The 25,434-nt window shown below is 61.8% G+C and carries 22 protein-coding genes; 5 read left to right on the forward strand and 17 right to left on the reverse strand.

The window, feature by feature from the left end:
• Positions 1–134: 134 nt before the first annotated feature.
• The 10 genes from D1820_RS01530 to D1820_RS01575 form a co-directional block, all read right to left on the reverse strand.
• A complete protein-coding gene (locus D1820_RS01530; RefSeq protein ID WP_096788965.1) occupies positions 135–941 on the reverse strand; it encodes an ABC transporter permease in 807 nt (268 codons plus the stop codon).
• Entirely contained in the window at positions 938–1,819 is an 882-nt protein-coding gene (locus D1820_RS01535; protein ID WP_118067631.1) for an ABC transporter permease, read from the reverse strand. Before D1820_RS01535 ends, D1820_RS01530 begins: the two co-directional genes overlap by 4 nt.
• Positions 1,820–1,932: 113 nt before the next feature.
• Positions 1,933–2,643 (reverse strand): transporter substrate-binding domain-containing protein, encoded by a 711-nt coding sequence (locus D1820_RS01540; RefSeq protein ID WP_014874269.1) that lies wholly within the window; start codon positions 2,641–2,643, stop codon positions 1,933–1,935.
• A 36-nt stretch (positions 2,644–2,679) separates the two neighbouring features.
• Positions 2,680–3,459 carry an ABC transporter ATP-binding protein gene (locus D1820_RS01545; RefSeq protein WP_024097728.1) on the reverse strand — a complete coding sequence of 260 codons (780 nt, stop codon included), beginning with the start codon at positions 3,457–3,459 and terminating at the stop codon, positions 2,680–2,682.
• Between the two features lie 263 nt (positions 3,460–3,722).
• On the reverse strand, positions 3,723–4,508 hold the full coding sequence (locus D1820_RS01550) for a phosphate/phosphite/phosphonate ABC transporter substrate-binding protein (RefSeq protein WP_118067632.1): 786 nt from the start codon (positions 4,506–4,508) through the stop codon (positions 3,723–3,725).
• Positions 4,505–4,945, reverse strand: a complete 441-nt coding sequence (locus D1820_RS01555) for a TerB family tellurite resistance protein (protein WP_014874272.1) — start codon at positions 4,943–4,945, stop codon at positions 4,505–4,507. The genes D1820_RS01550 and D1820_RS01555 overlap by 4 nt, the downstream gene beginning before the upstream one ends.
• The gene (locus D1820_RS01560; RefSeq protein WP_014879682.1) at positions 4,942–5,493 is read right to left on the reverse strand and encodes a TerB family tellurite resistance protein; all 552 of its coding nucleotides are present in this window, start codon (positions 5,491–5,493) and stop codon (positions 4,942–4,944) included. The genes D1820_RS01555 and D1820_RS01560 overlap by 4 nt, the downstream gene beginning before the upstream one ends.
• Positions 5,494–5,535: 42 nt before the next feature.
• On the reverse strand, positions 5,536–5,829 hold the full coding sequence (locus D1820_RS01565) for a DUF1330 domain-containing protein (RefSeq protein WP_014874274.1): 294 nt from the start codon (positions 5,827–5,829) through the stop codon (positions 5,536–5,538).
• Between the two features lie 275 nt (positions 5,830–6,104).
• Entirely contained in the window at positions 6,105–9,221 is a 3,117-nt protein-coding gene (locus tag D1820_RS01570; RefSeq protein ID WP_118067633.1) for a valine--tRNA ligase, read from the reverse strand.
• Between the two features lie 434 nt (positions 9,222–9,655).
• On the reverse strand, positions 9,656–10,093 hold the full coding sequence (locus D1820_RS01575; RefSeq protein ID WP_014874276.1) for an Lrp/AsnC family transcriptional regulator: 438 nt from the start codon (positions 10,091–10,093) through the stop codon (positions 9,656–9,658).
• 110 nt (positions 10,094–10,203) lie between these two features.
• Here D1820_RS01575 and D1820_RS01580 point away from each other — a divergent pair, with 110 nt between their 5' ends.
• The 3 genes from D1820_RS01580 (at position 10,204) to D1820_RS01590 (ending at position 14,941) form a co-directional block, all read left to right on the forward strand.
• The gene (locus tag D1820_RS01580; RefSeq protein WP_118067634.1) at positions 10,204–11,355 is read left to right on the forward strand and encodes a type III PLP-dependent enzyme; all 1,152 of its coding nucleotides are present in this window, start codon (positions 10,204–10,206) and stop codon (positions 11,353–11,355) included.
• 123 nt (positions 11,356–11,478) lie between these two features.
• Positions 11,479–13,776 (forward strand): xanthine dehydrogenase family protein molybdopterin-binding subunit, encoded by a 2,298-nt coding sequence (locus tag D1820_RS01585; protein WP_118067635.1) that lies wholly within the window; start codon positions 11,479–11,481, stop codon positions 13,774–13,776.
• The gene (locus tag D1820_RS01590) at positions 13,754–14,941 is read left to right on the forward strand and encodes a DUF2235 domain-containing protein (protein ID WP_118067636.1); all 1,188 of its coding nucleotides are present in this window, start codon (positions 13,754–13,756) and stop codon (positions 14,939–14,941) included. The genes D1820_RS01585 and D1820_RS01590 overlap by 23 nt, the downstream gene beginning before the upstream one ends.
• A 436-nt stretch (positions 14,942–15,377) precedes the next feature.
• Here the strand turns inward: D1820_RS01590 and D1820_RS01595 are convergent, their stop codons facing one another.
• The 4 genes from D1820_RS01595 to metF form a co-directional block, all read right to left on the reverse strand.
• Positions 15,378–15,659 carry a hypothetical protein gene (locus tag D1820_RS01595; protein WP_118067637.1) on the reverse strand — a complete coding sequence of 94 codons (282 nt, stop codon included), beginning with the start codon at positions 15,657–15,659 and terminating at the stop codon, positions 15,378–15,380.
• Positions 15,656–16,609: a S9 family peptidase gene (locus tag D1820_RS01600; RefSeq protein WP_118067638.1), complete on the reverse strand. Its 954-nt coding sequence runs from the start codon at positions 16,607–16,609 to the stop codon at positions 15,656–15,658. Before D1820_RS01600 ends, D1820_RS01595 begins: the two co-directional genes overlap by 4 nt.
• Positions 16,610–16,986: 377 nt before the next feature.
• The gene (locus D1820_RS01605; RefSeq protein WP_118069969.1) at positions 16,987–17,442 is read right to left on the reverse strand and encodes a PaaI family thioesterase; all 456 of its coding nucleotides are present in this window, start codon (positions 17,440–17,442) and stop codon (positions 16,987–16,989) included.
• Between the two features lie 177 nt (positions 17,443–17,619).
• Entirely contained in the window at positions 17,620–18,489 is an 870-nt protein-coding gene (metF, locus tag D1820_RS01610) for a methylenetetrahydrofolate reductase [NAD(P)H] (RefSeq protein WP_118067639.1), read from the reverse strand.
• 96 nt (positions 18,490–18,585) lie between these two features.
• Here metF and D1820_RS01615 point away from each other — a divergent pair, with 96 nt between their 5' ends.
• Together D1820_RS01615 and D1820_RS01620 are read left to right on the forward strand one after the other, a co-directional pair.
• Positions 18,586–19,491, forward strand: coding sequence for a LysR family transcriptional regulator (locus tag D1820_RS01615; RefSeq protein WP_102897245.1), 906 nt, complete (start codon positions 18,586–18,588; stop codon positions 19,489–19,491).
• Between the two features lie 206 nt (positions 19,492–19,697).
• A complete protein-coding gene (locus D1820_RS01620; RefSeq protein WP_118067640.1) occupies positions 19,698–20,483 on the forward strand; it encodes an inositol monophosphatase family protein in 786 nt (261 codons plus the stop codon).
• A 93-nt stretch (positions 20,484–20,576) separates the two neighbouring features.
• Here the strand turns inward: D1820_RS01620 and D1820_RS01625 are convergent, their stop codons facing one another.
• The 3 genes from D1820_RS01625 to putA form a co-directional block, all read right to left on the reverse strand.
• Positions 20,577–20,993: a GFA family protein gene (locus tag D1820_RS01625; protein WP_118067641.1), complete on the reverse strand. Its 417-nt coding sequence runs from the start codon at positions 20,991–20,993 to the stop codon at positions 20,577–20,579.
• Positions 20,994–21,033: 40 nt separating this feature from the next.
• Entirely contained in the window at positions 21,034–21,822 is a 789-nt protein-coding gene (locus D1820_RS01630; protein ID WP_118067642.1) for a rhomboid family intramembrane serine protease, read from the reverse strand.
• Positions 21,823–21,908: 86 nt separating this feature from the next.
• Positions 21,909–25,352, reverse strand: coding sequence for a bifunctional proline dehydrogenase/L-glutamate gamma-semialdehyde dehydrogenase PutA (gene putA, locus D1820_RS01635; RefSeq protein ID WP_118069971.1), 3,444 nt, complete (start codon positions 25,350–25,352; stop codon positions 21,909–21,911).
• Positions 25,353–25,434 lie beyond the last annotated feature (82 nt).

The following is a 25,434-nucleotide window of genomic DNA, read 5'->3' on the forward strand; positions in this document are numbered from 1 at the left end:
ATTACTAAAGCAGGATCCGCAAGACGCAAAGAAAATTTGATCAAAAGTTTTGTTGGCCCGATCACAGACACCGGCAGGGCAAAGAAAAAGGCGCCGCAGTGGGCGCCTTTGGGTGCTGGGGTCCAGAGAGTTGATCAGCGGATCAGGTTGGGCCTGTAGCGGATCTTGCGGCGTTTTTCCTGCGGCAGATGGGCGTTCAGCCGGGTGTTGATCACGCCGAAGATGCCAATCACCACCAGCGTCAGCAGGATGAAATAGAAGGCCAGGATCGGGTAGGGCACGAAGGGGTTGAACGTCTTATCCGCGAAATAGCTGGCGTAATAGAGCGCATCGCCGCGCTGTTGCCAGGCCGGGAACCCGGAGAAAAACACCAGCGTGGTGGCATGGAACAGGAAGATCGCCTCATTGGTATAGGACGGCCAAGCCAGACGCATCATTGTTGGCCACATGATTCGGCGAAAGCGGGTCCAGCCGGACAGCCCATAGGCGTCTGCCGCCTCGATATCGCCCTTGGGGATCGAACGCAGCGCGCCGTAGAAGATCTCGGCGGAATAGGCGGCGGTGTTGAGGATCAGCACGATCAGCGCGCCAAGCCAGGCCGCCGACAGCGGATTGAAGATTGGCGAGACCGACTTCAGCTGCAGGAACAGGAAGTAGGCAAAGAAGAACTGAATGAACAGCGGCGAGCCACGGAAGATGAAAATGAACCATTCAGCGGTTTTGCGCAGCGGTGTGGAAGTGGAATTCTTGGCCAGTGCCACGCCATTGGCGATGACAAAGCCGATGACGACGGCGATGGCGCCGAAGTAGATGTTCCACAGCATGCCCGAGCCGATGAGGACAAACTGGTCGCAGAGGGTGAAATCGCTGCGGGGCAACATGCGTTCGCCGATGCCAAGTGCGCGCAGGCCGTAATCCTGAAGGGTCTGGAAACAGCTCATGACGCTTTCCTTTGGGCTTCGCCTGCCAATGTGGCCTGCCCATGGGACAGACGGGTGCGGATGCGCTCCAGCACCACTTCGGAGAGTTTGGTAAAGGCGAGGTAGAACACCAGCAGGCCGAGGAAGTACCACATCCGCCAGTCGCCATGGGGGTAATCGGTGAAGCGGGCAGTCTTGGAGCCACCAAGCTCACGCGCCCAGTAGACGATATCCTCAACCCCGAGCAGGAACAGCAGCGGCGTGGCCTTGATCAGCACCATCCACAGGTTCGACAGGCCGGGCAGCGCATAAGTCCACATCTGCGGCACCAGAATGCGCCAGAAGGCCTGGCGATGGGTCATGCCATAGGCTTCGGCGGTTTCAATCTGGGCGCGGGGCACGGCCCGCATCGCGCCGAACAGCACATTGGCCGCAAAGGCGCCGAACACGATGGCAAAGGTCACCACCGCAAGCGTGAAGCCGTAGACCTCGTGGATCCACTGATCGGAGGAGCTGAGCGGCATCTTGGCAATGTCACAGACAACAAAGTCATTGCCTTGCCGTACCGGCGCGTCCCAGTCGGGGCATTTCACCTGATGGCGCAGATATTCAATGCCCTGATCCAGTGCGATCACGAAAAACAGGAAGAATGCGATGTCCGGCACGCCACGCACCACCGCGATGTAGGCCTTGCCCAGCCAAGAGAGCGGCGCGAACTGCGCGCGTGCAGCCATGGCGCCGCCAAAGCCAAACGCCAGCGCCGCCGGGGCGGTGACGGTCAGAAGCAGAAGCACCGTCCCAAAGGAGGCGTAGAAAGCAAAATGCTTGCCGGTGGTCAGGTAACAGCTCAGCCACTGGAAACCCTCCAGGCTGGCCGGATCAGAGCAAAAGGAGAAGATGGCGGGCCTCGTTCGGACAGGGACGGGTCAGGGGCACCGATGGGGCCGGGACCGGTCAAGGGTGAAGGGGGGCATGGCGCCCCCCTTCTTTGATATCAGGATGATGCGAGGGCTCAGAACTGGCCTTCGATTTCCCATTTTTCCAGCAGAGCGTTCAGGGAGCCGTCTGCCTTCATCGATTCGATGGCCACGTCGAACTTGCCGCGCAGCTCGTCGTCGGACTTGCGGAACGCCATGCCGATGCCGTCTCCCAAGAGGACGTCATCTGCGACAAATTCCATCTCGGTTTCGCCCACGATCGGGATCAGGAAGTCCTTGTCGGCCATGACCGCGTCCACTTCGCCGGCTTTCACAGCGGCAACGGTTTCATCCGGGGTGGGGAATTCAACCAGGGTGGCACCGGTGGAGGCGACATGGGCGGCCTGAATGGTTGAGGCCTGAGCTGCCACAACGGCGCTGTTCACATCGACATCAGCCGACATCGCCGCATAGGCGGAGGGCGACGGGCGGGTGTAGCCGGTGGTGAAGTTCACAACTTCCTTACGCTCGGCTGTGATCGACATGCCGGCGATGATGGTGTCGTAGTTGCCGGACAGCAGGTTGGGGATGATCGAATCCCAGTCGTTGGTGACCCATTCGCAGTCCAGCTCAGCGCGCTTGCACAGCTCGTCGCCCAGCTCACGCTCAAAACCGTCAACCTGACCGTCATCGTTCAGGAAGTTATACGGAGGGTAGGCGCCTTCGGTGCCCAGACGGACAGTGTCCGCCATTGCGATGCCCGCAGTGAGGGCCAGGGCTGCGGTGCCGAGGATAAGAGATTTCATGAGGTTACTCCCGTTTGGTTTGGTTTTTGTTGGTGGTTATTTGCCGTGACGCGTGGAGGCAAGGAAGCCGCGCAGACGTTCGGATCGGGTGCTGCCAAAGACTTCGTCCGGGCAGCCTTCTTCTTCGATCAGGCCTTTGTGCAGAAACACGATGTGGCTGGAGACATCAGCGGCCATGTTCATGTCATGGGTCACGATGATCATGGTGCGGCCTTCAGCGGCAAGGTCCTTGATCACCTTGACCACCTCCTGCTCCAGCTCGGGATCGAGGGCGGAGGTGGGTTCATCAAACAGCAGCGCCTCAGGTTCCATGCAGAGTGCGCGCGCGATGGCTGCGCGCTGCTGCTGGCCGCCGGAGAGCTGCGCGGGATAGGCATCGCATTTGTCGCCGATCCCAACCTTGGTGAGGTATTTGCGGGCGGCCTCTTCCACCTCGGCGCGGTCACGACCGAGGACGGTCAGCGGGGCCTCCATCACGTTTTGCAGAATGGTCATATGCGCCCAGAGATTGAACTGCTGGAACACCATGGACAGGTTGGTGCGGATGCGCAGCACCTGTTTCGCATCCGAAGGACGCCGGGCAAGGCCGGTTCCGGACCAATTGATCGGCTCGCCTTTGAAGAGGATATCACCCTCCTGGCTGTCTTCCAGAAGATTGCAGCAGCGCAGCAGAGTGGACTTGCCCGATCCGGAGGATCCGATGAGGGAAACCACATCGCCGCGGTGGGCGGTGATATCAACACCTTTGATCACTTCCAGCTCGCCATATGACTTGTGCAGGCCGCGGATTTCCAGAACTGGCGTTGTGTCGGTCAAGGTGTCTCTCGTCCAATTGTCGTTGAATTCGTCCTTATTGGACCGAAAAAAAGCGCGGATGCAACGTGCAAACCGAGAAGGCACGCGAGGAAATTGGCATTTTGGCGGATAATCTGATCAAATTGTCCTGGGACTGCTCACGGTCGGGGCATCTGCCGGCCTCTGTGCCAGCCCTATCGTGTGGGTATCAGCGCCGGGCAGGTCGCGGCGCGGTTGTGAGGGCCTCCGCTCCGGGGGTAGCCGGAGCGGATAAGTCTGGTGGATCAGCCTGCCGCCTGCTGGCGAATGGATTGCTCGGTCAGTACCGGGCCGAGCGGTGTCGGGACCGCCAGGTAGGCGCCCGGTGGGATCTCGCTTACACCCTTCAGGTGCAGGGCTTTGCGGTGCTCATCATCCAGAGTGGCGACAGCCTGCGCGACGGCGGTGCGGAGGGGGGCCGGATCACGGGTACTGGCGGTGATCAGCGGCAGACCCGGCGTCGACGGTGTGCGCGCCACTTCAACCAGATCTTTGGCCCAATCGTCATGTTCCTGCATTAAGGTCCAGCTGACAGCATCAAGGGCGGCGAAATCGGCGGTTCCTTCGGCCACTGCACGGGCGGAGGCGATATGGCTGCCGGATTGAAACAGGCTGCCGGGGAGGAGCGAGAGGTCGCGCAGATGCAGCATTGGCGCGGCCCAGCCGGATTGTGACAGCGCCTCATTATAGGCAAAGCTGCCGCCTGCGATCGCTTGCAGGCTATTTCCTGCACGGTTGCGATGGGCGATGAAGACGCTGTTGTAGTGCCCCGGCGGGCAGTCCGCGACGCCGTGATCCAGTGTCGTGACCAGATTGACCTGCTCATAGAGACGGGTGCGGTAGGGCAGGCCGCAGGTCTGTGCCAGCAGCAATTTCGAATCGGACCAGATCGACCAGAGGTCGCCGCCACGGGTGAGGGTTTCCGGCGCGTCGATGGAGGCCGCCGTCAGCTCGTGCCGGATCGCCTGCCACAGCGCATCAAGGGCAGGGGCGGTTTCGGGGCGGTCATACATCGCCAGGCTGGCGATCATGAGCTGGCCTCCGCGCGTCGACGGGCGCGGGCGCTGTCGACATCGCTTACCCCCAGCAGGCTGGCGGAGAGACGCAGCAGCGCATCCTCGGCCGCGTCACGCTTGCCATCGGCGAGCACGACCTGCCACAGGGCTTCGACCACAGCCATGCGGTTTTCATACGCAACGGCGTCCTTGATCGCGCGGGTAAAACGGACGGTGTCGGGGGCCTCGGCCTCCAGCGCCTCGGCCTGTTCGCGCAGCAGGATGGCGCCCCCCAGATCGAGATCGTAGCGGGCCCGCAGGATCCGGTCGATCCGGTCGCGTTCATCGTCGGAGTAATTGTGATCAGACCGCGCAATCCGCACCAGAAGAGCGCAAAGGGCGAGGCGCGCATCGCCATCGTCCAGCGGCTCTGGTGCCGGGGCCAGCAGTCGTCCAAGCAATTCCTTGATCATGGCTGCGGCTCCTTATCTGACGGGTCGGGGGTGGGCGATATCGTGGTGGCGCTCGAAAGCGGGCTTTGTGTGGTCGGCTGAGCTGCGGCCACGCCAGGCTCGGGGCCAAGCAGTTTGCCCTGCGCGCGGGCGCGGGCAGTGTCGCTGTCGGCCTTGGAGAGGCCCATCGCTTTGCGCGCGTCCTCTACGATCTTCATCTCTCCGGGGTGCTCATGACCATCCGCCAGCACCACCTCCCAGAGCGCATCTAGCGCCGCGAGCCGTTCCTCAAGCCCGGTGGTTTCGCGGATGAGGCGGCCGAACGTGTCGGTTTCCGGCGCGGCGGCGTGCAGTTTCTCACAAGCGGCACGGACCTTTGCGGCCTCAATCGCGTCGTGCTGATAGAGGCGGGCCAGAATACGGTCGATCAGGCTGATCTCTTCCAGCTGGTAGTCGCGATCCGATTGCGCCACCCGCACCAGAAGCGCGCCGAGCGCCAGCTCGGCATCGGGGTCCGGCTGGGCGGGGGTCTTTTGAGGTCGAAAGACCTGAAACAGTTTCTTCAGCATGGCACTATTCTACCCTTGAGCGCGTCCAGAACCAAGCGGGCCCTAGTCGCCATAGCCTTCGATGATTTCCATATCGCCGGTGGAGACCGGATCGCGCAGCGCCTTGGCCTGCTGATAGGCGACGGAGTCGTAACAGGCTTTGGCGGTGGCAAAATCCTTGAATTCGATCACCACGGTGCGGGCGCGGGTCTGGCCTTCGCGGACCTCTTTGGGGCCGCCACGGATCAGGAATTTGGCGCCGTATTCGGCAAAGGGGGCCGCATTGGCCGCAACATAGTCCTTGTAGCGGTCCATATCATCAACGTCGACATGGGCGACCCAGTATCCTTTGGGCATGGGGGGTCCTTTCTGGCGCGGATATCAAGCTGTTGCCACAGGCTGATACAGAACCGGGCCAAAGGCAATGACCGCATTGCGCGGTTTTTCCCCTTATGCGGAAGATTTGACGGGACCGTTCAGCCAATGGGCCGATTTACGCAGATTTAGCGCAGATGTGAGGGCACCCTTGGGGCGTTGCGCAGAAGCACCAGCGGTCTGCGGCAATGTCCAATGTGCGGTTTTTGGGGCAAGCCGGTAATGATACCAGTGGCTTGCCCCGTTGTTATGGGCAATCAGCCGATTTCAGCCAGACGCGCCAGCGCCTCTTTGATCTTGGCCTCTTCTTCCTCGCGCAGGGCAAGGTTCTCACGGGCTTCCGCGACGACCTCTTCCGGCGCGGAGGCGGCGAATTTGGGGTTGTTCAAACGCCCGCGCAGGCCGCCCAGCTCCTTGGCGAGTTTGCCCAGGGTCTTCTCCAGGCGCGCCTTTTCTGCGTCCACGTCGATGACATCCGCCAGCGGCAGACCGAAGGAGGCACCGGGGGCAGCGACCGAGGCGCAGCCTTTGGGGAAGGTGTCGACCTGCTCCAGCGTGGTGATGCGGGCCAGTTTCTGGATCATCGCCTCATTCTTCTCCCAGGCGGCGCGCGCCTGATCGGAGAATTCGGTCACCACCATCGGAATCTTGGCACCGGCCGGCACATGCATCTGCGCGCGGGTGGAGCGGATGTTCTCGATCGCGGTGATCACCCAGTTCATTTCGGCGTCCGCATCGGCGTTCACCAGCTCGGTGCCATAGGTCGGCCAGTTTTCATGCACCAGCATGTTCGCACGCTTGGCAGTGTTGCCCCACAGCTCCTCGGTGATGAAGGGCATGATCGGATGCAGGAGGATCATACATTGATCCAGCACCCAGCCCAGCGTCTGCCGGGTTTCAGCGATCACCGCCTCATCCTCGGAGCCGAACAGCGGTTTGCTGAGCTCGATGTACCAGTCGCAGACCTTGCCCCAGACAAAGGCGTAGAGGCCGAGGGCCGCGTCGTTGAAGCGGTAGGCCTCAAGGGCGGCGTCCACTTCAACCCGGACCTTGGCGGTCTCACCGATGATCCATTGGTTCACGGCGGCCTTGGCATCGGGGATGTCATAGGCGGGGGTGTCGGCGTCATAGACGGTGTTGAAATGGGCGAAGTTGACCGCATTCCACAGTTTGGTGCCAAAGTTGCGGTAGCCCGCAATGCGCTGCATATCGAGCTTCAGCACGCCACCAAGGCTGGCCATCGCCGCATTGGTGAAGCGCAGCGCGTCGGCGCCGTATTCGTCGATGATCTCCAGCGGGTCGACCACGTTGCCGGTGGATTTCGACATCTTCTTGCCCTTGGCATCGCGCACAAGGCCATGGAGGTAGACGGTGTCGAAGGGGATGCGTTTTTCAACCGGCAGATCCTGATCCAGAACCGCCAGCTGCATCATCATCATCCGGGCGACCCAGAAGAACAGAATGTCCTGACCGGTGACGAGGGTCGAGGTCGGGAAGTATTTCTGCATCTCCACTGTGTCTTCCGGCCAGCCCAGGGTGCCGATCGGCCAGAGGCCGGAGGAGAACCAGGTGTCGAGGACGTCGGGGTCGCGAGTTATCGTAATTTCACAGATCTTCCCTGTTCCGTCAAAGCTGACGGAAGTTCCAGATGAAGCTGGATTGCGCCCTTTCTCGGCCTGCATTGCGGAGATGGCATCTTCAGCGACGTCCTGAACGTGTACTCTGATTTCGTATCCAAGTACTTGGTCGTAGTAATCTTTCGCTTTTTGTTGTGCTTCTTCGGCGCTAGATGCACAGAACTGTAGCTCGTTCGGCTGTCGGGCACGACCGTCTTCGATGGTTGGTCCGAACCAAACTGGGATCTGATGGCCCCACCAGAGCTGGCGCGAGATGCACCAGGGTTCGATGTTTTCCAGCCAGTGGTAATAGGTCTTCTCGCCCGACTCCGGCAGGATCTTAACGGTGCCGTCCTTCACGGCGTCCAGCGCCGGCCCGACGATCTTGGCGGCGTCCACGAACCACTGGTCGGTCAGCATCGGCTCGATCACCACTTTGGAACGGTCGCCAAAGGGCTGCATGATCGGCTTGTTTTCGACGTAGGGCACAGTTTCGGAGATTTCACTCTCGTTGCCGTCCTCATCCTTCACCGTTTTGGTGAGGGTCTGCATCACGGCGAGACCTTCGGCGGTGATATCGGCGACCACGCGTTTGCGCGCCTCGAAACGGTCCAGGCCACGGTATTCTTCCGGCACCAGGTTCATCGCGGCGATGCTGGCTTCGGTGAATTCTGCCTCCCCATTGGCGATGGCTTGTGCGGTTGTGGCCTCTTCTACATAGGGCGCGCCGTCGCTGCGCATATGTGCCTTGGTGTCCATCAGGTTATACATCGGAATGCCGCCACGCTTGGCGACCTGATAGTCGTTGAAATCATGGGCACCGGTGATTTTCACCGCGCCAGAGCCGAAATCCTTGTCCGGGTAGTCATCCGTGATGATCGGGATCAGGCGGCGCTGCGCCTTGGGGCCGACGGGGATTTCACAAAGCATGCCCACGATGGGGGCGTAGCGCTCATCCGAAGGATGCACCGCCACCGCGCCGTCGCCCAGCATGGTTTCCGGGCGGGTGGTGGCGATGGAGATATAATCGCGCTCTTCCTCCAGTGTGACGTTGCCGTCTTCGTCTTTCTCCACATAGGTGTAGGTGGCCCCACCGGCGAGCGGGTATTTGAAGTGCCACATGTGGCCCGCAACCTCGATATTCTCCACCTCAAGGTCGGAAATCGCGGTTTCAAAATGCGGATCCCAGTTAACCAGCCGCTTGCCACGGTAGATCAGGCCCTTGTTGTACATCTCCACGAAGACCTTGATGACGGCGTCGTGGAAATTCGGGGAATTCTCGTGTCCGGTGCGGGTGTCGCCCTGGGCGCCTGCCATGGTGAAGGCGGTGCGGTCATAATCACAGGAGGCACCGAGGCGCTTCAGCTGGTTGATGATGGTGCCGCCAGATTGCTCTTTCCACTCCCAGATTTTCTCCAGGAATTTCTCGCGGCCCAGCTCACCACGGGAGGGCTGCTGGGTCTTGGCCAGTTCACGCTCCACCACCATCTGGGTGGCGATGCCGGCGTGGTCGGTGCCGGGCTGCCAGAGCGTGTCATAGCCCTGCATGCGCTTCCAGCGGATCAGGATGTCCTGCAGCGTGTTGTTGAAGGCATGGCCCATGTGCAGGACGCCGGTGACATTCGGGGGCGGGATCATAACGCTGTAGGTTTCGCTGCGCTTGGCGTTTGCGCCCGCGCGGAAACAGCCTGCCTTCTCCCAGGCCTCGGAAAGCCGGGCTTCGGCTTCGGCTGCGTTAAATGTCTTGTCCATCGCCATCGGAATGTCCTGCCTGCGTATCTGTCTGATCGGGTCATCCCATACCGAATGGTGCGGCAAAGGGAAAGTCTCCATAGGCGGGCCTGCCAAGGGGGGAGCGACAAGGATCCTGAGAATATCAAAAATATTATGGAACGATCCCGGCGATAACGGCGTTTTAAGGTTAATCCGGCACGGTAAGTGGTGGGGGGACCGCGATGCAGATGACAGTGAGTGATGTCGCGTCCGGTCAACCGGGGTGGAGTTCCAAGCCGCCTTTTCCACCGGGATCTCCCTCGGGTCCCGTTTGTCGATGCCTATGGTTTTAAGCCGCCCGGGCACCCTTGATGCGGATACCGCAGGGGTGGCCGGGCGCACGAGTTTTCAGGGATGATTATCGCAGCAGGCGTGTCAATTGGTCAGCGCTTCGCGTGCAGTTCACTGGCGCGAGCAATCTATTGGCCAGTGCGGTCCAGCTTGGTGGCCAGATGGATCAGGCTCTCGGAGGAGCGCACGCCGCGTGCCTCGCCGATGCGATCAATCGTCTCGTCCAGTTCGGTGGTGGTCTGCGCCACCACCTGCGCCAGGAGGTCAAACCGGCCTGAGGTGGTATGCACGACCTCGACACCCGGCAATCCGCGCAACCGGGCCAGAACCTCCGGGCCGGAGCGTGGTTCAATCGAGATCAGCACAGTGGCCTGCAATGGCGGGCGCGCCTGCGCCGAGGTGCGCAGCGTGTAACCGCTGATCACGCCGGAGCTTTCCAATCGTTCAATCCGCGCCTGAACCGTGGTACGCGCAAGGCCCAGGCGGCGTGCCAGATCGGCCACCGGGCGGCGGGCGTTTTCCCGCAGGAGCGTCAGAAGGTTCTGGTCGGTTTCGTCGGTTTGCATATGTGGCCTGCGATGTGACGTTATTTTTCGTCACTATAGGCAATGTGACGAGCGAAATCGACGGCGTAGTGGCGGAAACTGGGAAAAACATCCAATTAAGGCCGATATCCATGCAGCAGATCCCACCTCTCTGGCTTTCCCCTGAAACCCATTTGGCGCGCAGTACACCGGATCATCCGATCCTGTATTTTTCGCCGCGCGTGCTGCATGAGGTGGCCAACCGGTTTCAGCGCGGTTTTCCGGGGCTGGTGACCTACGCGGTGAAGGCGAACCCGCATCCGGCGGTGCTGTCCAATCTGGTGGCGGCGGGCATTACCGGATTTGACGTGGCCTCGCCCGCGGAGATGGACGCGGTGCGTGCCGCCAGCCCGGACGCGGTGATGCATTACAACAACCCGGTCCGCTCGGACGTTGAGATTGCGGCGGGTATCGCCCATGGGGTGGCGAGCTGGTCGGTGGATGAGTCGAGCGAGCTGGACAAGCTGGCCGATGTGCCCAAGAGCTGTGAAATCGCTGTGCGCTTTGCCCTGCCGGTGGCGGGTGCGGCCTATGATTTTGGCAGCAAGTTCGGGGCAGAGCCGGATATGGCGGTCGAATTGCTGAAGCGGGTGGCGGCGGAAGGCTGGACGCCTGCGCTGTGTTTCCACCCCGGAACGCAGTGCGAGGACGAGAGCGCCTGGGTTGAATATGTCCATGCGGCCAAGCGGATTATTGACGCCGCAGGGGTGAAGATTGCGCGGCTGAACGTCGGTGGTGGCTTTGCTGCGAACCGTGATGGGGTGGCACCGGATCTGGAGAAGGTTTTTGCCGCGATTTCCGCGACGGCAGAGGCGGCCTTTGGTGCGGAGCAACCGGTGCTGATCTGCGAGCCGGGTCGGGCGATGGTCTCAGAAAGCTTTACGCTGGCGGCGCGGATCAAGGGGATGCGCAAGGCCGGTGAGGTGGTGTTCCTCAACGACGGGATCTATGGCGGCCTGGTGGATATCCGCGACATGGGTCTGCCGGGGCGGGTCGAAGTGGTCGCCGCTGATGGCACCCGTCGGAAGGCAGAGGCCCAGCCGCGCGTGGTCTTTGGCCCCACTTGTGACAGTCTGGACCGGCTGCCGGATGGGCTGCCGCTGCCACGCGATACGCAGATTGGTGACTATGTGCTGTTCCCCGGTCTTGGCGCCTATTCTTCGGCCATGAGCACGCAGTTCAACGGCTATGGTCTGTCTGACGTGGCGACGGTGATCGAGCTGTCTGGACAAGCGCGCCCCTAAGGCTACTGTCGCATCTGACGGGATCAATTGGCGCGGCGCGCAGGGCATATCACCTGCGCGCCGCGGTTTTGTGTTTGCCATCGGCAAACCGGGTCCAGCATATCAGTGAGGGCAGGGGCAGAGATGGATAAATTCGGCAAAAGCCAACCGGTGCGGCGGGTTGAGGATATACGGTTCCTGACCGGGCAGGGGCGCTATCTGGAAGATGCCGCACCGGTTGGCGCACTGCGGGCCTGGGTGCTGCGCAGCCCGATGGCCCATGGCACCATCACCCATCTGGATCTTGAGATGGCCCGCGAGGCTGAGGGCGTGCAAGCCATCCTGACACTGGCTGATCTGGAGGCCGCTGGCATCCGCGTGGGTATGGATGGCGCGGTGGTGGACAACCGCGATGGCAGCAAGGGTGCCGCGCCGGAGCGTCCGATGCTGGCCCGCGGTCGCGTCCGGTTCGTGGGCGAGCCGATCGCCGTGGTGATCGCGCAGACGCTGGAGCAGGCCCGTGATGCGGGAGAGCTGATCGAATTGGATATCGACGATCTGCCGGCCAAGGTGGATCTGACAGTGGGCGGCGAACAGCTGCACGCGGAGGCGCCGGACAACCGGGCCTTTGACTGGGGCATGGGGGATGAGGCGGCAACCGAGGCGGCCTTCGCGTCGGCGGCGCATCGCGTGGCGCTGCAGGTTGAAGACAACCGGATCATCGTCAACACAATGGAGCCGCGCGGCTGTTTTGCCAATTGGACCGACGGGCGTTTGCAGTTCACCTATGGTGGGCAAGGCGTCTGGGCGATGAAAAAGCAGCTCAGCGACAAACTGGGATTGGCGGCGGAGGATGTGCATGTCACCACGCCCGACGTCGGCGGTGGCTTTGGCATGAAGGCGATGCCGTATCCTGAGTATTTTGTGGTGGCCCAGGCCGCGCGCCTGCTGGGACGGCCCGTGTTGTGGATGTCTGACCGCAGCGAGGCGATGCTGAGTGACAATGCCGGGCGGGATCTGACCTCACTCGCGGAACTGGCCTTTGACGCGGATCTGCGCATCACCGGCTACCGGGTTCATTCACAGTGTAATTTGGGGGCGTATAACTCGCATTTCGGCCAGCCGGTGCAGACACAGCTGTTCAGCCGGGTGTTGGCGGGGGTCTACGACATTCGCACCACCTGGCTGCGGGTGGAGGGAATCTATACCAACACCGCACAGGTGGATGCCTATCGCGGGGCAGGACGTCCTGAGGCGATCTATGTGCTGGAGCGGGTGATGGATCATGCCGCGCGCGAGCTGGGGATTGACCCATGGGAGCTTAGGCGGCGCAATTTCATCCGTGCGGATCAGTTCCCGTACCAGACCGCAACGGATGAGACATATGATGTGGGCGATTTCCATCAGCTTCTGGCCCGTACCGAAGCGGCGGCGGATCTGGCTGGATTCGCACAGCGCAGGGCCGCCGATGCGTTGCAGGGAAATTTACGGGGCGTTGGCCTGTGTTACTATATCGAAAGTATTTTGGGGGATCCTTCAGAAAGCGCGGAAGTTGCCTTTGAAGAGGAGGGGCGGGTGAGCATCTATGTCGGCACGCAGAGCAACGGGCAGGGCCATGAGACGGTCTATGCGCAGTTTCTGGCGGACCAGACAGGTATTCCTGCAGCAGATATTACCGTGGTGCAGGGCGACAGCGACCGCATCGCCCAGGGTGGCGGCACCGGTGGATCGCGGTCAGTGACCACTCAGGCCAATGCCACATTGGCGGCAGTTGATGTGATGATCGACGCCTTCATTCCTTTTTTGGCAGAGCAACTGGGCGTGAAGCCTCAGTCTGTCACCTTTGATGGTGAGCAGTTCAGCGCGCCGGGCAGCAACCAGCGGCCAACCCTGGTGGAGGCCGCTGAGATGGCCCGTGCGCAGGGGCATCACGCGTTGCTGCGTCACACGGCACGGGCCAAGTTGCCGGGGCGGTCGTTTCCAAACGGTGCCCATGTTGCCGAGATCGTGATCGACCCGGAAACCGGCGTCAGCCATGTGGACCGCTATACCGTGGTCGATGATTTCGGCAATCTGATCAACCCGCTGCTGGCCGAAGGTCAGGTGCATGGCGGGGTGGTGCAGGGGCTGGGGCAGGCGCTGCTGGAGCGGGTGGTCTATGATGCCGATGGGCAACTGCTCACAGCATCGTTTATGGACTACGCCTTGCCGCGTGCGGCGGATGTGCCGATGATTGACGTAGGTTTTGCGCCGGTGCCATCGACCCAGAACCCGATGGGCATGAAGGGCTGCGGCGAGGCCGGGACCGTGGGCGCGTTGACAGCGGTGGCAAATGCCGTGCAGGACGCGGTCTGGGATCGTGGCGTGCGGCAGGTTGAGATGCCTTACACACCACTTAGACTATGGGAAGCATTGAGGAATGTCGCTGACGCAGCTGAGTAAGAGGATCCTGGGATGGCTCGGGCGCCCGCTGCGCTCCGAGCATTCTGCCGAGACCAAGCTGCGCGGGCCGCAGGCCCATCTGATCATCCTTGATGGCACCATGTCGACATTGGAACCGGGGCATGAAACCCACGCTGGCATGGTCTACCGGCTGTGCCAGGAGGTTGGCCCGCAGGTCTCTGTCTTTTATGAGGCGGGGGTGCAATGGCAGAGCTGGCGCAAAACTGCGGATGTGATGATCGGGCGCGGTATCAACCGTCAGATCCGCCGCGCCTATGGCTATCTCGCCTCGCGCTACCGTCCGGGGGACCGGATTTATCTCATGGGCTATTCGCGGGGCGCCTATGCGGTGCGCTCGCTCGCCGGTGTCATAGACGAGGTCGGGCTGCTGAAGGCCGAACATGCCACCGTGCGCAATATCCGCACCGCGTATCGGCATTACCAATGTGGTGGTGCTTCGGCCAGCGGACCGGGCAAGACGCAAGGTTCGCTGACGACGGCTAAACCCGACATCGCTGAGACGGAAGACGCAGGCATCACCGCGCAGGCGGCGGCGCAGACCGGGGGCTGTGTTGCCTCCACTTTCACGGAACGTTATTGCCACCTGGATGTGGAGATTGAGATGGTTGGCGTCTGGGACACGGTGAAGGCGCTGGGCCTGCGGTTGCCGCTGTTGTGGCGCTGGGCGGAGCGGCGGCATGGGTTTCACAACCATCAGCTCGGCAAACATGTAAAAAACGGTTTTCACGCGCTGGCGCTGGATGAGACCCGGCAGGTCTTTGCGCCGGTCCTCTGGGAATGCCCCGACGGGCATGATGGCAAGGTGGAGCAGGTCTGGTTCCGGGGCAGCCATGGCGATGTGGGCGGGCAGCTGGGCGGGTTTGAAGAGGCGCGGCCGTTGTCCAATGTCTCTCTGGTCTGGATGCTGGAGCGGGCCGAAAACTGCGGGCTGCCGCTGCCGCGTGACTGGCGCATGCGGTTTTCAGTTGATCCGACCGCGCCCTCGGTCGGAACCTGGCGCGGCTGGGGCAAGATTTTCCTGCTGCGCGGCAACCGTCGGGTCGGGTTGGACAGCAGCGAGCGATTGCACAGCAGCGTGGGTGCCAATATCACCGACAAACGCTTGGCGCAGTGGCAGTCGGAGCTGTCCAAAGTGGCGCGTTAGCGATCTTGCCGCGCACCGGTGGCTGTAACGGGTTTGAATGGCCAACCGGCCGACGCGCGCCCGTGGGTGTCAGACCTGGAGCCTGCGCATGCGGCCAATCTATGTCGGTGCGAGATCTATGGGTTCGAGTGTGAGTGCCGGGCCTGCCGACAGGCTGTTGCTGAATTTACCTGCGGTTCTAGGGGACCTGCGAGGACCGGGGGATGCGTGTTCTCGACCCATCCTATCCGTGGCATATAGGTCGGCTGTGAACGCCGACGGGAGAGATGCGGACCGTCGCGCAGCGCCATCCGACACGGTGGGTTGTCCGCATCCGGCCAAAAGCCGCGTCATGCAGCACTGACCCAACCGTCAAGCGGTTTGGACCCAGACTGGACCTTCATCGCGTGTGCAATGATATGAAGGGTGGGCGGAGTTGCCGTCCTCCTCCTCAAAATCAAGGCCGGCTCTCGATCCTTTGGAGGTAGTCGCTGACAATCTCCTCCCAGAGCATTGGCCACCACATTACCCAGTGGCCTCTGTTGAATCCGGGCACAGTTACAATATGGAATTCGTTTTCCGCGCCCACCTTTTCAATGTGTGCGAGGTTCGACCGAGAGTGGTCGATGCTGTAGAGCGGATCATCCTCGCCATAGATTGACAAGACCGTGCCGTCGAACCCCTCGACGCGGCGAAAGAGTGTTGGATTGATCTCAGGATCACCCGGACCCTCGGTCATCCACCCCCGACGAAATTAATCACACCAGCCGTGTCTTCTGGCTGATCCCCAGCTTGCATAAGTGCGACCACGCCGCCGCGCGAAACTCCGGAGAAAAGCACCGCGCCATCGCTGACTTCAGGGCGTTTTCTAAGCGCAGCCAAGGCGGCATTTGCATCAATGAGGGCCCTCGTCGCGCCGGGCAGAGAAAGGCGCGCCTCGGTTGAATAGCCCTGCGACCGGTCTTCGGAGAAACCCTCATCGTAAAGCCCGTCGGACCCACCGCGACCTCGGCGCTGAGGGAAAGCCACCACCCAACCGTGAGCATTGAGTAAATCAGCAAACCAGTCATGCGTGAAAAACCATTCGAAGTCGCGTGGGTTGGTGCCAGAACCCGTTGATCCATGATGGACAAGTGCCAGAGGGAAGGGGCCATCACCATCGGGAAGATACATGGCGACCGCGAGCTCGATTGGTTTGCCGTCTTCCGTCATGTCGGTCACCAGAAACTCGCGCCGACCTAGCTGAAACCAATCATCGGTCGGTGCCGCGAGCATGGCTGATAACTCCTGGCGCTCCAACACAGCGAAGTGATCTTCGGTTGGGTATATACCGCGTAAACGCCCGGTATCGGACACCACATAGCGCGCTGCAAAATCATCATCTGCGAAGACCAGAGTCCCGTTCTCTTGACGCGCCTTTGCCCGAAACCAGTTGCCCCCACCCTGCTGGTCACGTCCCACAGAATAGATGACGTCAAGCAGCCCGTCGTCGTCGAGGCCTTCCACGACGAGAATATGGCTGCGCCAGGAATCCCATCTGCCCACCCAAACACCAGCAAAAGGAGAGTGCCCTGCGTCGCCAATCGCGATGCCTGCTGGCAGCGGTGCATCGCCAATTACAATCGTATCCTCTGCCCGAATTTGACCTGCGAGGGGCAGTAATATGGAAAGGGCGAAGAACAGACGCATGACCACCTCTCAAATAGCGCATGGTCGATATTGATTGACTTTAGCAAGGTACCGAATGCGCCTGTTTACGACAATTGTTTTCCCCGGCACTCCCGAACAAGCCATCCGTTGCCTGGCAGAACATCGGAGATTAGATCTTTCACCGGATCGTCCGTGACGGGCTGCTCTCGCTCTCCTCGCGAGGGTATGCACAGCTGTTTTTGCCGTGGTTCGCAAAGCGTCGGCCAGACTTTGCCCGATGGTCGCAGATCGGCGCATCTTTATCGCCAACAAAGTGATAGCCGGGTCAGCCATGCCCCAGTGTGTGGGCGATCTTTGTCAGGGGGCTTTCCGACCTCGAAGCAGCGCCAGCGCCGGATGCATAAATGCCTTGGCCCCTAGCTGGGGGTGATCTGCATGACAATGCAAGTGGTGGAGCCGGTGGCGTAGAGGCGACCGTCGGCAACACCGCGCAACTCGCCATGGGCAACGCCGGTGGAGCGTCCGACGTGATCGGTGAGGCCAATACATTCGATTTCGGTGCCCAGCGGGATCGATCGCAGGATGTTCACCTTGAATTCCAGTGTGGTATAGACCGACCCCTTGGGCACGCGGGTCATCACGGCGCAGGCCATGGCGCTGTCCAGCAGGGTGCCATACCAGCCGCCGTGAACCGTGCCGAGCGGATTGGTGACAGCAAATTCCGGGGTGCCACGGAAAACCACCTTGCCCGCCTCGACGCTATGCAGATGGTAGCCCAGGGTTTCCCCGATGGGCGGACCGGGCAGGCGGCCGTCAAGAATGGACTGCATGAACTCCAGCCCGGAAATCAGCGAAATCTCCTCAGGCTTCATCAGATCGGCGAGACCTGTGGCACGGCGTCGGTGAGAGGCGGCGGAGGGCGCGACGGATGAGGGAGACGGTGCGGTCATGCGGCAATCCTGATCTTAGTCCTGAACAAAACGCCCCAGCCGAAAACAGCAGGGGCGTCAGGATCGGAGGCTAGAAGCGCGCAGGTCGCAGAGCAAGCGCTACGCCACGTTCTCCAGCGAGACATCGGGCGTGATGCCAAGCGCAAAGCAGACGTCACGGGTCAGCTCTGGGCGGTTCAGCGTGTAGAAGTGCAGTTTGTCGACGCCGTTGTCCATCAGATCGGAGCAAAGTTCAGTGCACAGAGCCGTGGCAAGCAGATCTTCGCGACCGTCGCGGATCGCCTTGTCAAAGGCATCGTCGATCCAGGCCGGAATGGTGGCGCCGCAGCGTTTGGCGAAGTTGCGCGCGCCCTTCCAGTTTTCAATCGGCAGGATGCCGGGGGTGATGCGGCTGGTGTCGATCCCGGCCTTGGCGCACTCATCGCGGAAGCGCAGGAAGGTATCGGCCTCAAAGAAGAACTGGGTCAGCGCCTCATCCGCGCCGGCATCCAGCTTGCGCTTCAGCCAGTCGACATCCGCACGGGTACTGGTGGCCTCCGGGTGGCGGTCAGGGTAGGCGCCGACACGGATGGAGAATTGATCGCGTTCAGCCAGTGCGGCGATCAGTTCAACCGAATTGGCGTAGCCGTCGGGGTGAGGTTCGAACCCGGCGGCGCCTTTTGGCGGGTCGCCGCGCAGGGCCACGATTTCGCGCACGCCTGCCTCGGCGAACTGATCGGCTATCGTCATGGTCTCCGCTTTGGTGGCGTTGACGCAGGTCAGATGCGCCGCGACATTGAGGCCAGAGGCGTTGTGCAAGGTTGCCACCGCCTCCCGCGTGAGGTCACGGGTGGTGCCCCCGGCGCCATAGGTCACCGAGACAAATCGGGGGGCGAGTGGGGCCAGCGTCTGCACCGTGTCCCAAAGCCGAAATGAGGCCTCCAGAGACTGCGGCGGGAAGAATTCAAAAGAGATGTCAGGGGTCGTCATTTTAATAAGCGCTCCGCATGATTTCATCTCTTGTTGCATACAGCCTATTGTGAAACAATTTCATAATACTCAAGAACAACATGAGCGACACGATAGATGCATATCGAATTCCGTCACCTGCGCACGATCAAGGCAATCCATCAGGAAGGCGGGCTGGCGCGGGCGGCGGATCAGCTGAATATCACCCAGAGCGCATTGAGCCATCAGATCAAGGGGCTAGAGGATCAGGCGGGGGTGGAACTGTTCCTGCGGCGCTCAAAACCGATGAAGCTGTCGGCGGCGGGGCTGCGGCTGCTGCGGCTGGCGGATCAGGTCTTGCCGCAGGTGGAGGCGATGCAGGCGGAGTTCTCTGCGCTGCGGGATGGCAACACCGGGCGGATGTATATCGCGATTGAGTGTCACGCCTGTTTTGAATGGCTGTTTCCGGTGTTGGAGGGCTTGCGCAAGAATTGGGCCGATGTGGATGTGGATATTCGTCCGGGCCTTGCCTTTGACGCGCTGCCCGCGCTGCAGAAGGAGGAGGTTGATCTGGTGATTTCCTCTGACCCGGAGGTTCTGCCGGGGATCGAGTTCATTGAGCTGTTTGACTATAAACCGGTTTTTGTGGCCTCTGCGCTGCATCCGCTGGCGGAGAGGTCCCATATTGAGGCCGAGGACTTTCGCGGGCAGACCCTGATCACCTATCCGGTGGAGAAGTCGCGACTGGATATTTTCAGCCAGTTGCTGACCCCGGCGGGGGTTGAGCCTGCGCATATCCGGCAGGTGGAGCTGACGGCGGTGATCCTACTGTTGGTGGCATCGAACCGGGGCATTTCTGTACTGCCCGACTGGGTGGTGCGGGAGGTGAAATACTCCTCTGACTATGTGACACGGCCCCTGACATCCAAGGGGATCACCCGCAGGCTTTATGCGGCGATCCGCAGTGAGGACCGGGAAAAGCCCTATATGCAGGAGCTGATCCGCCTGGCCAAGGTTGAGGCGCGCAGGCTGCAGCAGCAGTAGAGCGCCGGCCCTGGGGGATTTGGTGCTTGGCTATGGCCTGTCCGCTCATCGTCGCTCGCCCTCGCGAGACACATGCGTCTGGGGCATAGCTCTCATGTGCGCCGGGGGCGGGGTTATGCCGCTATTGGGCCTTGGCAAGCGGCAATGAGGCGCGTATAGGCACGGTTTGACCGACATCTCCCCCTATTTGCTCAGGAGTCTTTCGCATGATTGGCAGCGCAAACCTCAACATCATGATCAAAGCTGCCCGTAAGGCGGGGCGGTCGCTGGTCAAGGATTTTCGCGAAGTTGAAAACCTTCAGGTGTCGAGAAAGGGCGCGGGCGACTTTGTCTCCAAGGCCGATATCGCTGCGGAAAAGATCCTGAAAGACGAGCTGATGGGCGCACGCCCGACCTATGGCTGGCTGGCCGAAGAGGGCGGCGAAGAGGAAGGCGCAGATCCGACCCGTCGCTGGATTGTGGACCCGCTGGATGGCACCACCAACTTCTTGCACGGTCTGCCTCATTGGGCGATTTCCATCGCGCTGGAGCACAAGGGCAAAGTTGTGGCCGGTGTCGTTTATGATGCCGCCAAGGACGAGATGTTTTTTGCCGAAAAAGGTGCGGGCGCCTGGATGAATGACACCCGTATCCGTGTCTCGGGTCGTCACCGCTTGATTGAATCGATTTTCGCCACCGGTCTGCCCTTTGCCGGGCGCTCTGATCTGCCTGCGACCCTGCAGGATCTGGCGCGGCTGATGCCGGCCTGTGCTGGTGTGCGCCGCTGGGGCGCTGCGGCGCTGGATCTGGCCTATGTGGCGGCGGGCCGCTACGAAGGGTATTGGGAACGCCGTCTGAACGCCTGGGATCTGGCGGCTGGTATCATCATCGTGCAGGAGGCCGGCGGGCTGATTGAAGCGGTGAACCCGGAGAATGATATCCTGACCTCCGGCGAGGTGCTCTGCGCCAATGAGGCGATCTTTGATGGCTTCGCCAAGGTGATCCGGGACTGATCAGGTCGGATAGCAGGTTTTGAAACGCGGCCCTTGGGTCGCGTTTTTTCGTTTGTGCGTTCTGTTTGAGTGGGCTGGCGGCTTTGCTGTTGCCTATTGGTCCGACGGGTGGTTCACGCCATCGTGCCAAGGGATCTCACCATAGGTTTCGGCATGTGCGCGCGGGTTGCCCCCGTCGATGCAACCGAGGTTGATCCCACATTCTGCCGGATCGGAGCGGCGCTGATGATAGACATAGATGCCGCAGGTCTTGCAGAAATAGTGCTTCGCCGTATGGCTGCCCCAGGTGTAGAGGCTGAGGTTCTCCGCGCCTTTGAGGATGCGCAGGCTAGCGGTGCGGGCAGTGACAGCGGCGGCACCCCTGCGGATGCAGAAAGAACAATTGCAGCGGCTGGCAGAGGCAAGGCCGCGGGGTAACTCGGCGCTGATCTCAACCGCGCCACAGTGACAGCTGGCATGGCAGGTTGTTGGGCCGTCTGTGGCGACGGGTGCGGGAGTGCCTGAGGTCATTGAGACGGGCCTTTTCTAAGGGAAATGAGATGGCGCATCCTTATCGGCCCCATGGGCTATCTCGGCGGCTGTTCCTGTGGTCATCACGCCGGGATTTGCGCGCCACGCGGGGGATGCGGCTGGCAGAGTAGCTGACCTTGGGGTGGGGCGGCTGTCCATGGGTCTTGCCCCAATAGGCCGGTCCGCCCCGCCGCAGCCAGAGCGGGATCGTCAGCACCAGCCCGACACCAAAACCGCCCGCATGGGCCCAATAGGCCACACCGCCCGCCTGGGGATCAGAGCCGATGCCGCCCAGAAATTGCATGCCCAGCCACACACCCAGCATCACAAAGGCGGGAATTGAGAAGACGCGGAAATAGACGATCAGGATCAACAGAATATCGACGCGCGCCCGCGGGAAGAGCAGCAGATACCCGCCCATGACCCCGGCAATGGCGCCGGAGGCGCCGACCAGCGGCACCAGTGAATAAGGTGCGCTGGCCACATGGATCAGCCCGGCTCCGATCCCGGAGACAAGGTAGAAGGCGAGGAAGGTGACATGACCCATCTCATCTTCCATATTGTCGCCAAAGATCCACAGAAACAGCATGTTGCCGCCAAGGTGCATCCAGCTGCCATGGAGGAAAGTGGAGGTCAGCAGGGTTTTCCAGTCGTAGCCTGACGTGACCTCTGCCGGGAGCAGGGCGTAGGCGTTGTAGAGCGCGGTCAGGCGGCGCGGACTGTCATAGCCAAAATAGGTCAGCGCAAAGATCGCGATATTCGCCACCATCAGTGCGTAGGTCACATAGGGCGTGCGCCCGGACGGGTTGTGGTCACGGATCGGAAACATGGGGGAACGCTGGGCCGAATATGGCCCAGCGTCAAGAGCTTACCCGCGCGTCGCCTGTGCGGGCGTCATCCAGACTGGTGCGGCAGTCAGGACATACCGCCCAGAAGGGCCGCGTTGCCGCCCGCAGCGGTGGTATCGACACAGACATGCCGCTCGGCCTGCACCCGTGCGATATCCGGCAGGCCGGGGATCAGCGGCAGGATCGGGCCGGTGCGTTTCGCCAGCCAGATCTCAATCTCGCGCGCGGTGGCTGCATCGCCCCACCAGATTACGCCGGATAGCCCGTCCATGGTTGGCAGCTGTGACATCTCGATCGGGCCGGACGCCTCAATTGCGGTGCCGCCAAGGGCATGGACCGCGCGGGCCTGTGCTGCGACGGCCTGCTGTCCCGGCCCGAGGCAAAGGAGTGGCGGACGCGCGAGCTGGGACAGGCGGTTGGACTCACCGGTGGGGCCGGGCAGGCTGGTGGTGACCTCCTGCATGGGCTGGCCGGTGGGGGCGGGCAGGGTGCTCATGATCGCGGTTTCGGCGGGCCAATTTTCCGCCATCTGCTGCCGGTCCGGGGCGCAGAAGCGCGTCATGTAGAAGGGGCCGCCTGCCTTGGGTCCAGTGCCGGAGAGGCCTTCGCCGCCAAAGGGCTGACTGCCGACGATTGCGCCGATCTGGTTGCGGTTCACATAGAGGTTGCCCGCGTGGATCCGGTCACAGATGTATTGCACCCGGTCATCAATCCGGGTGTGCAGGCCAAAGGTCAGCCCGTAACCGGTGGCGTTGATGTCACTGATGATCTGGTCCAGATCCTGCGATTTGAAGCGCACCACATGCAGAACCGGGCCAAAGATCTCCTGTTCCAGCGCCTGAATGCCGGGGATTTCGATCAGGGTCGGGGCCACGAAGGTACCGCCCTGCGGAGCGGTCATCTCCTTCAGCACCCGCCCCTCGGCGCGGGCGGTGTCGATATGGGCGAGGATGCCTGCGCGCGCGGCTTCGTCGATGACTGGGCCACTGTCAGTGGACAGGTTCCAGGGGTCGCCAAGCCGCAGCGCATCCATCGCGCCCTTCAGCATTTTCAGCACATTGTCGGCGATGTCGTCCTGAAGATAGAGGCACCGCAGGGCCGAGCAGCGCTGACCTGCGGATTGAAAGGCGCTTTCGATCACGGATTGCACGGCCTGTTCTGGCAGGGCGGTGCTGTCCACGATCATTGCATTGAGGCCGCCGGTCTCCGCAATCAGCGGCGCGCCGGGGCGCAGGTGCTCGGCCATGGCGGCGCGGATCTTGAGCGCGGTCGCGGTAGAGCCGGTAAAGGCAACGCCGCCGACACGTGCATCGGAGGTGAGGGCGCCACCAACGGCGCCGCCGCCCGGCAGCATTTGCAGCGCGCTGCGCGGCACGCCCGCTTCATGCAGCAGCGAGATGGCGCGGTGCGCGATCAACGGCGTCTGCTCTGCGGGTTTGGCCAGAACCGCATTACCCACCGCCAGAGCAGCCGCAATCTGACCTGAGAAAATCGCCAGCGGGAAATTCCAGGGCGAGATACAGGTGAAGACACCAACCGGCGGTTCCGCCGGGATGCGCGCGGCGTAGTAGCGCAGGAAGTCGACCGCCTCGCGCAGTTCCGCCACGCAATCGGGCAGGGTCTTGCCCGCCTCGCGGGTCAGCAGCGCGAACAGTTCACCGTAGTTTTCCTCATAGAGGTCAGCCGCACGGTTCAGGATCTCGGTGCGGGTCTCAGCGCTGGTCTCCCAAGGGGTTGCGGCGCTGAGCGCGGCGTCAATCTCGGTCTCACCGGCTGTCTGCACATGGCCCACGGTGGTCAGGTCAGCAGGGTTGCGCACTGGCTCATCTGTGGTGGTTGGGGTCGCGGGCGCCTTGGCCAACAGCGGCGCTGCAGCCCAGCTGTGGCTCTTCCAAGGCGCGCGGGCGGCGTCGATGGCCGCAAGGGTGGGCGCGTGGCCCAGATCAAATCCCATCGAATTGGGGCGCTCCGGCTGGAACAGGTCGGGACCCTTGCGCAGATTTGCGGTCAGATCCTCAACTTGCGCAAAAGGATCGGCGGCAACCACCTCAGGCGGGACATTTTCGTCCACGATCTGGTTCACAAAGGAGCTGTTGGCGCCATTTTCCAGCAGGCGACGCACCAGATAGGCCAAAAGATCGCGATGCGCCCCAACCGGCGCATAGATCCGGCAATGGGTGCGGTTTTGTTCCAGCACCATCTGGTGCAGGGTCTCGCCCATGCCATGCAGCCGCTGGAATTCATAGGCGCCATTATCGATCTCCTTCGCCATATGCAGGATGGCGGAGACGGTGTGGGCATTATGGGTTGCGAACTGCGGATAGATCCGGTCGGTCATCGACAGGAGCTTACGGGCATTGGCGATATAGGACACATCGGTCAAGGATTTGTGGGTGAATACCGGGAAGCCATCGACGCCTTCCACCTGGGCGCGCTTTACCTCGGTGTCCCAATAGGCGCCCTTCACCAGCCGGACCATCAGGCGGCGATCGTAACGGTTCGCCATGTCGTAAAGCGCATCCAGCGCCGCACCTGTGCGCGGGCCATAGGCCTGAACCACCACACCGAAGCCGTCCCAGCCAGCGAGGGCGGGATCGGAGATCACCTCCTCAATGACCTCAAGCGAGAGCGACAGGCGATCAGCCTCCTCGGCGTCAACATTAAGGCCCATGCCGGCCGCCTTGGCCAGGAGCGCCAGCGCCTGCAGACGCGGGACCAGCTCCTCCATGACGCGGGTTTCCTGCGCCAGCTCGTAGCGCGGATGCAGGGCCGAAAGTTTCACCGAAATGCCGGGGTTCTGGCGAATATCCTCGCTGTTGCAGGCTGCCGCGATGGCTGAAATCGCCCGTGAATAGGCAAGGTGATAGCGCGCAGCGTCCGCTTCCGTGCGGGCGGCCTCTCCCAGCATGTCGTAGGAATAGGTATAGCCCTTGGCCTCCATCCCGGCAGCGCGTTTCATGGCGCCTTCAATGGTTTCGCCCAGCACGAACTGGCGCCCCATTTCCTTCATCGCGCGGCTGACAGCGGTGCGGATCACCGGCTCCCCCAGACGTTTGATGGCGCCGCGCAGGGCAGAGACGGGGCTGCGTTTCTCATCCAGCACCTTGCCGGTCAGCATCAGTGCCCAGGTGGAGGCATTGACCAGTGAGGAGGTGGATTTGCCCAGATGCTTGCCCCATTCCGATGGGGCGATCTTATCCTCGATCAGGGCGTCAATGGTGTCCGCGTCAGGCACCCGCAGCAGCGCCTCCGCAAGGCACATCAGCGCGACGCCTTCATCGGTGGAGAGCCCGTACTCGGCGAGAAACACCTCCATCAGACCGGGGGAGGAGTGGCCGCGGATGTCGCGCACCAGTGCCGCGGCATTGGCGCTGATGGTGCTGCGGTCTGTCGCGTCCAGATTGGCAAGCGCGAACAGCTGGTCCCGCATCTGGGCCTGATCAACATAGGTGCCTGCATCAATCTGATAGCGCAGGGCGTCGCTGTGCGTCGGTGTCGGCGCAGAAGACATTGCGGGCGTGGTCTGGGTTTGGGGCGCGGTCATGTTGGGAACTCTCCGAAAGAACCATGGGCGATGCCCAGGTTGGTCGTTT

The organism is Phaeobacter sp. LSS9 (assembly GCF_003443595.1).
GTDB lineage: Bacteria > Pseudomonadota > Alphaproteobacteria > Rhodobacterales > Rhodobacteraceae > Phaeobacter > Phaeobacter piscinae.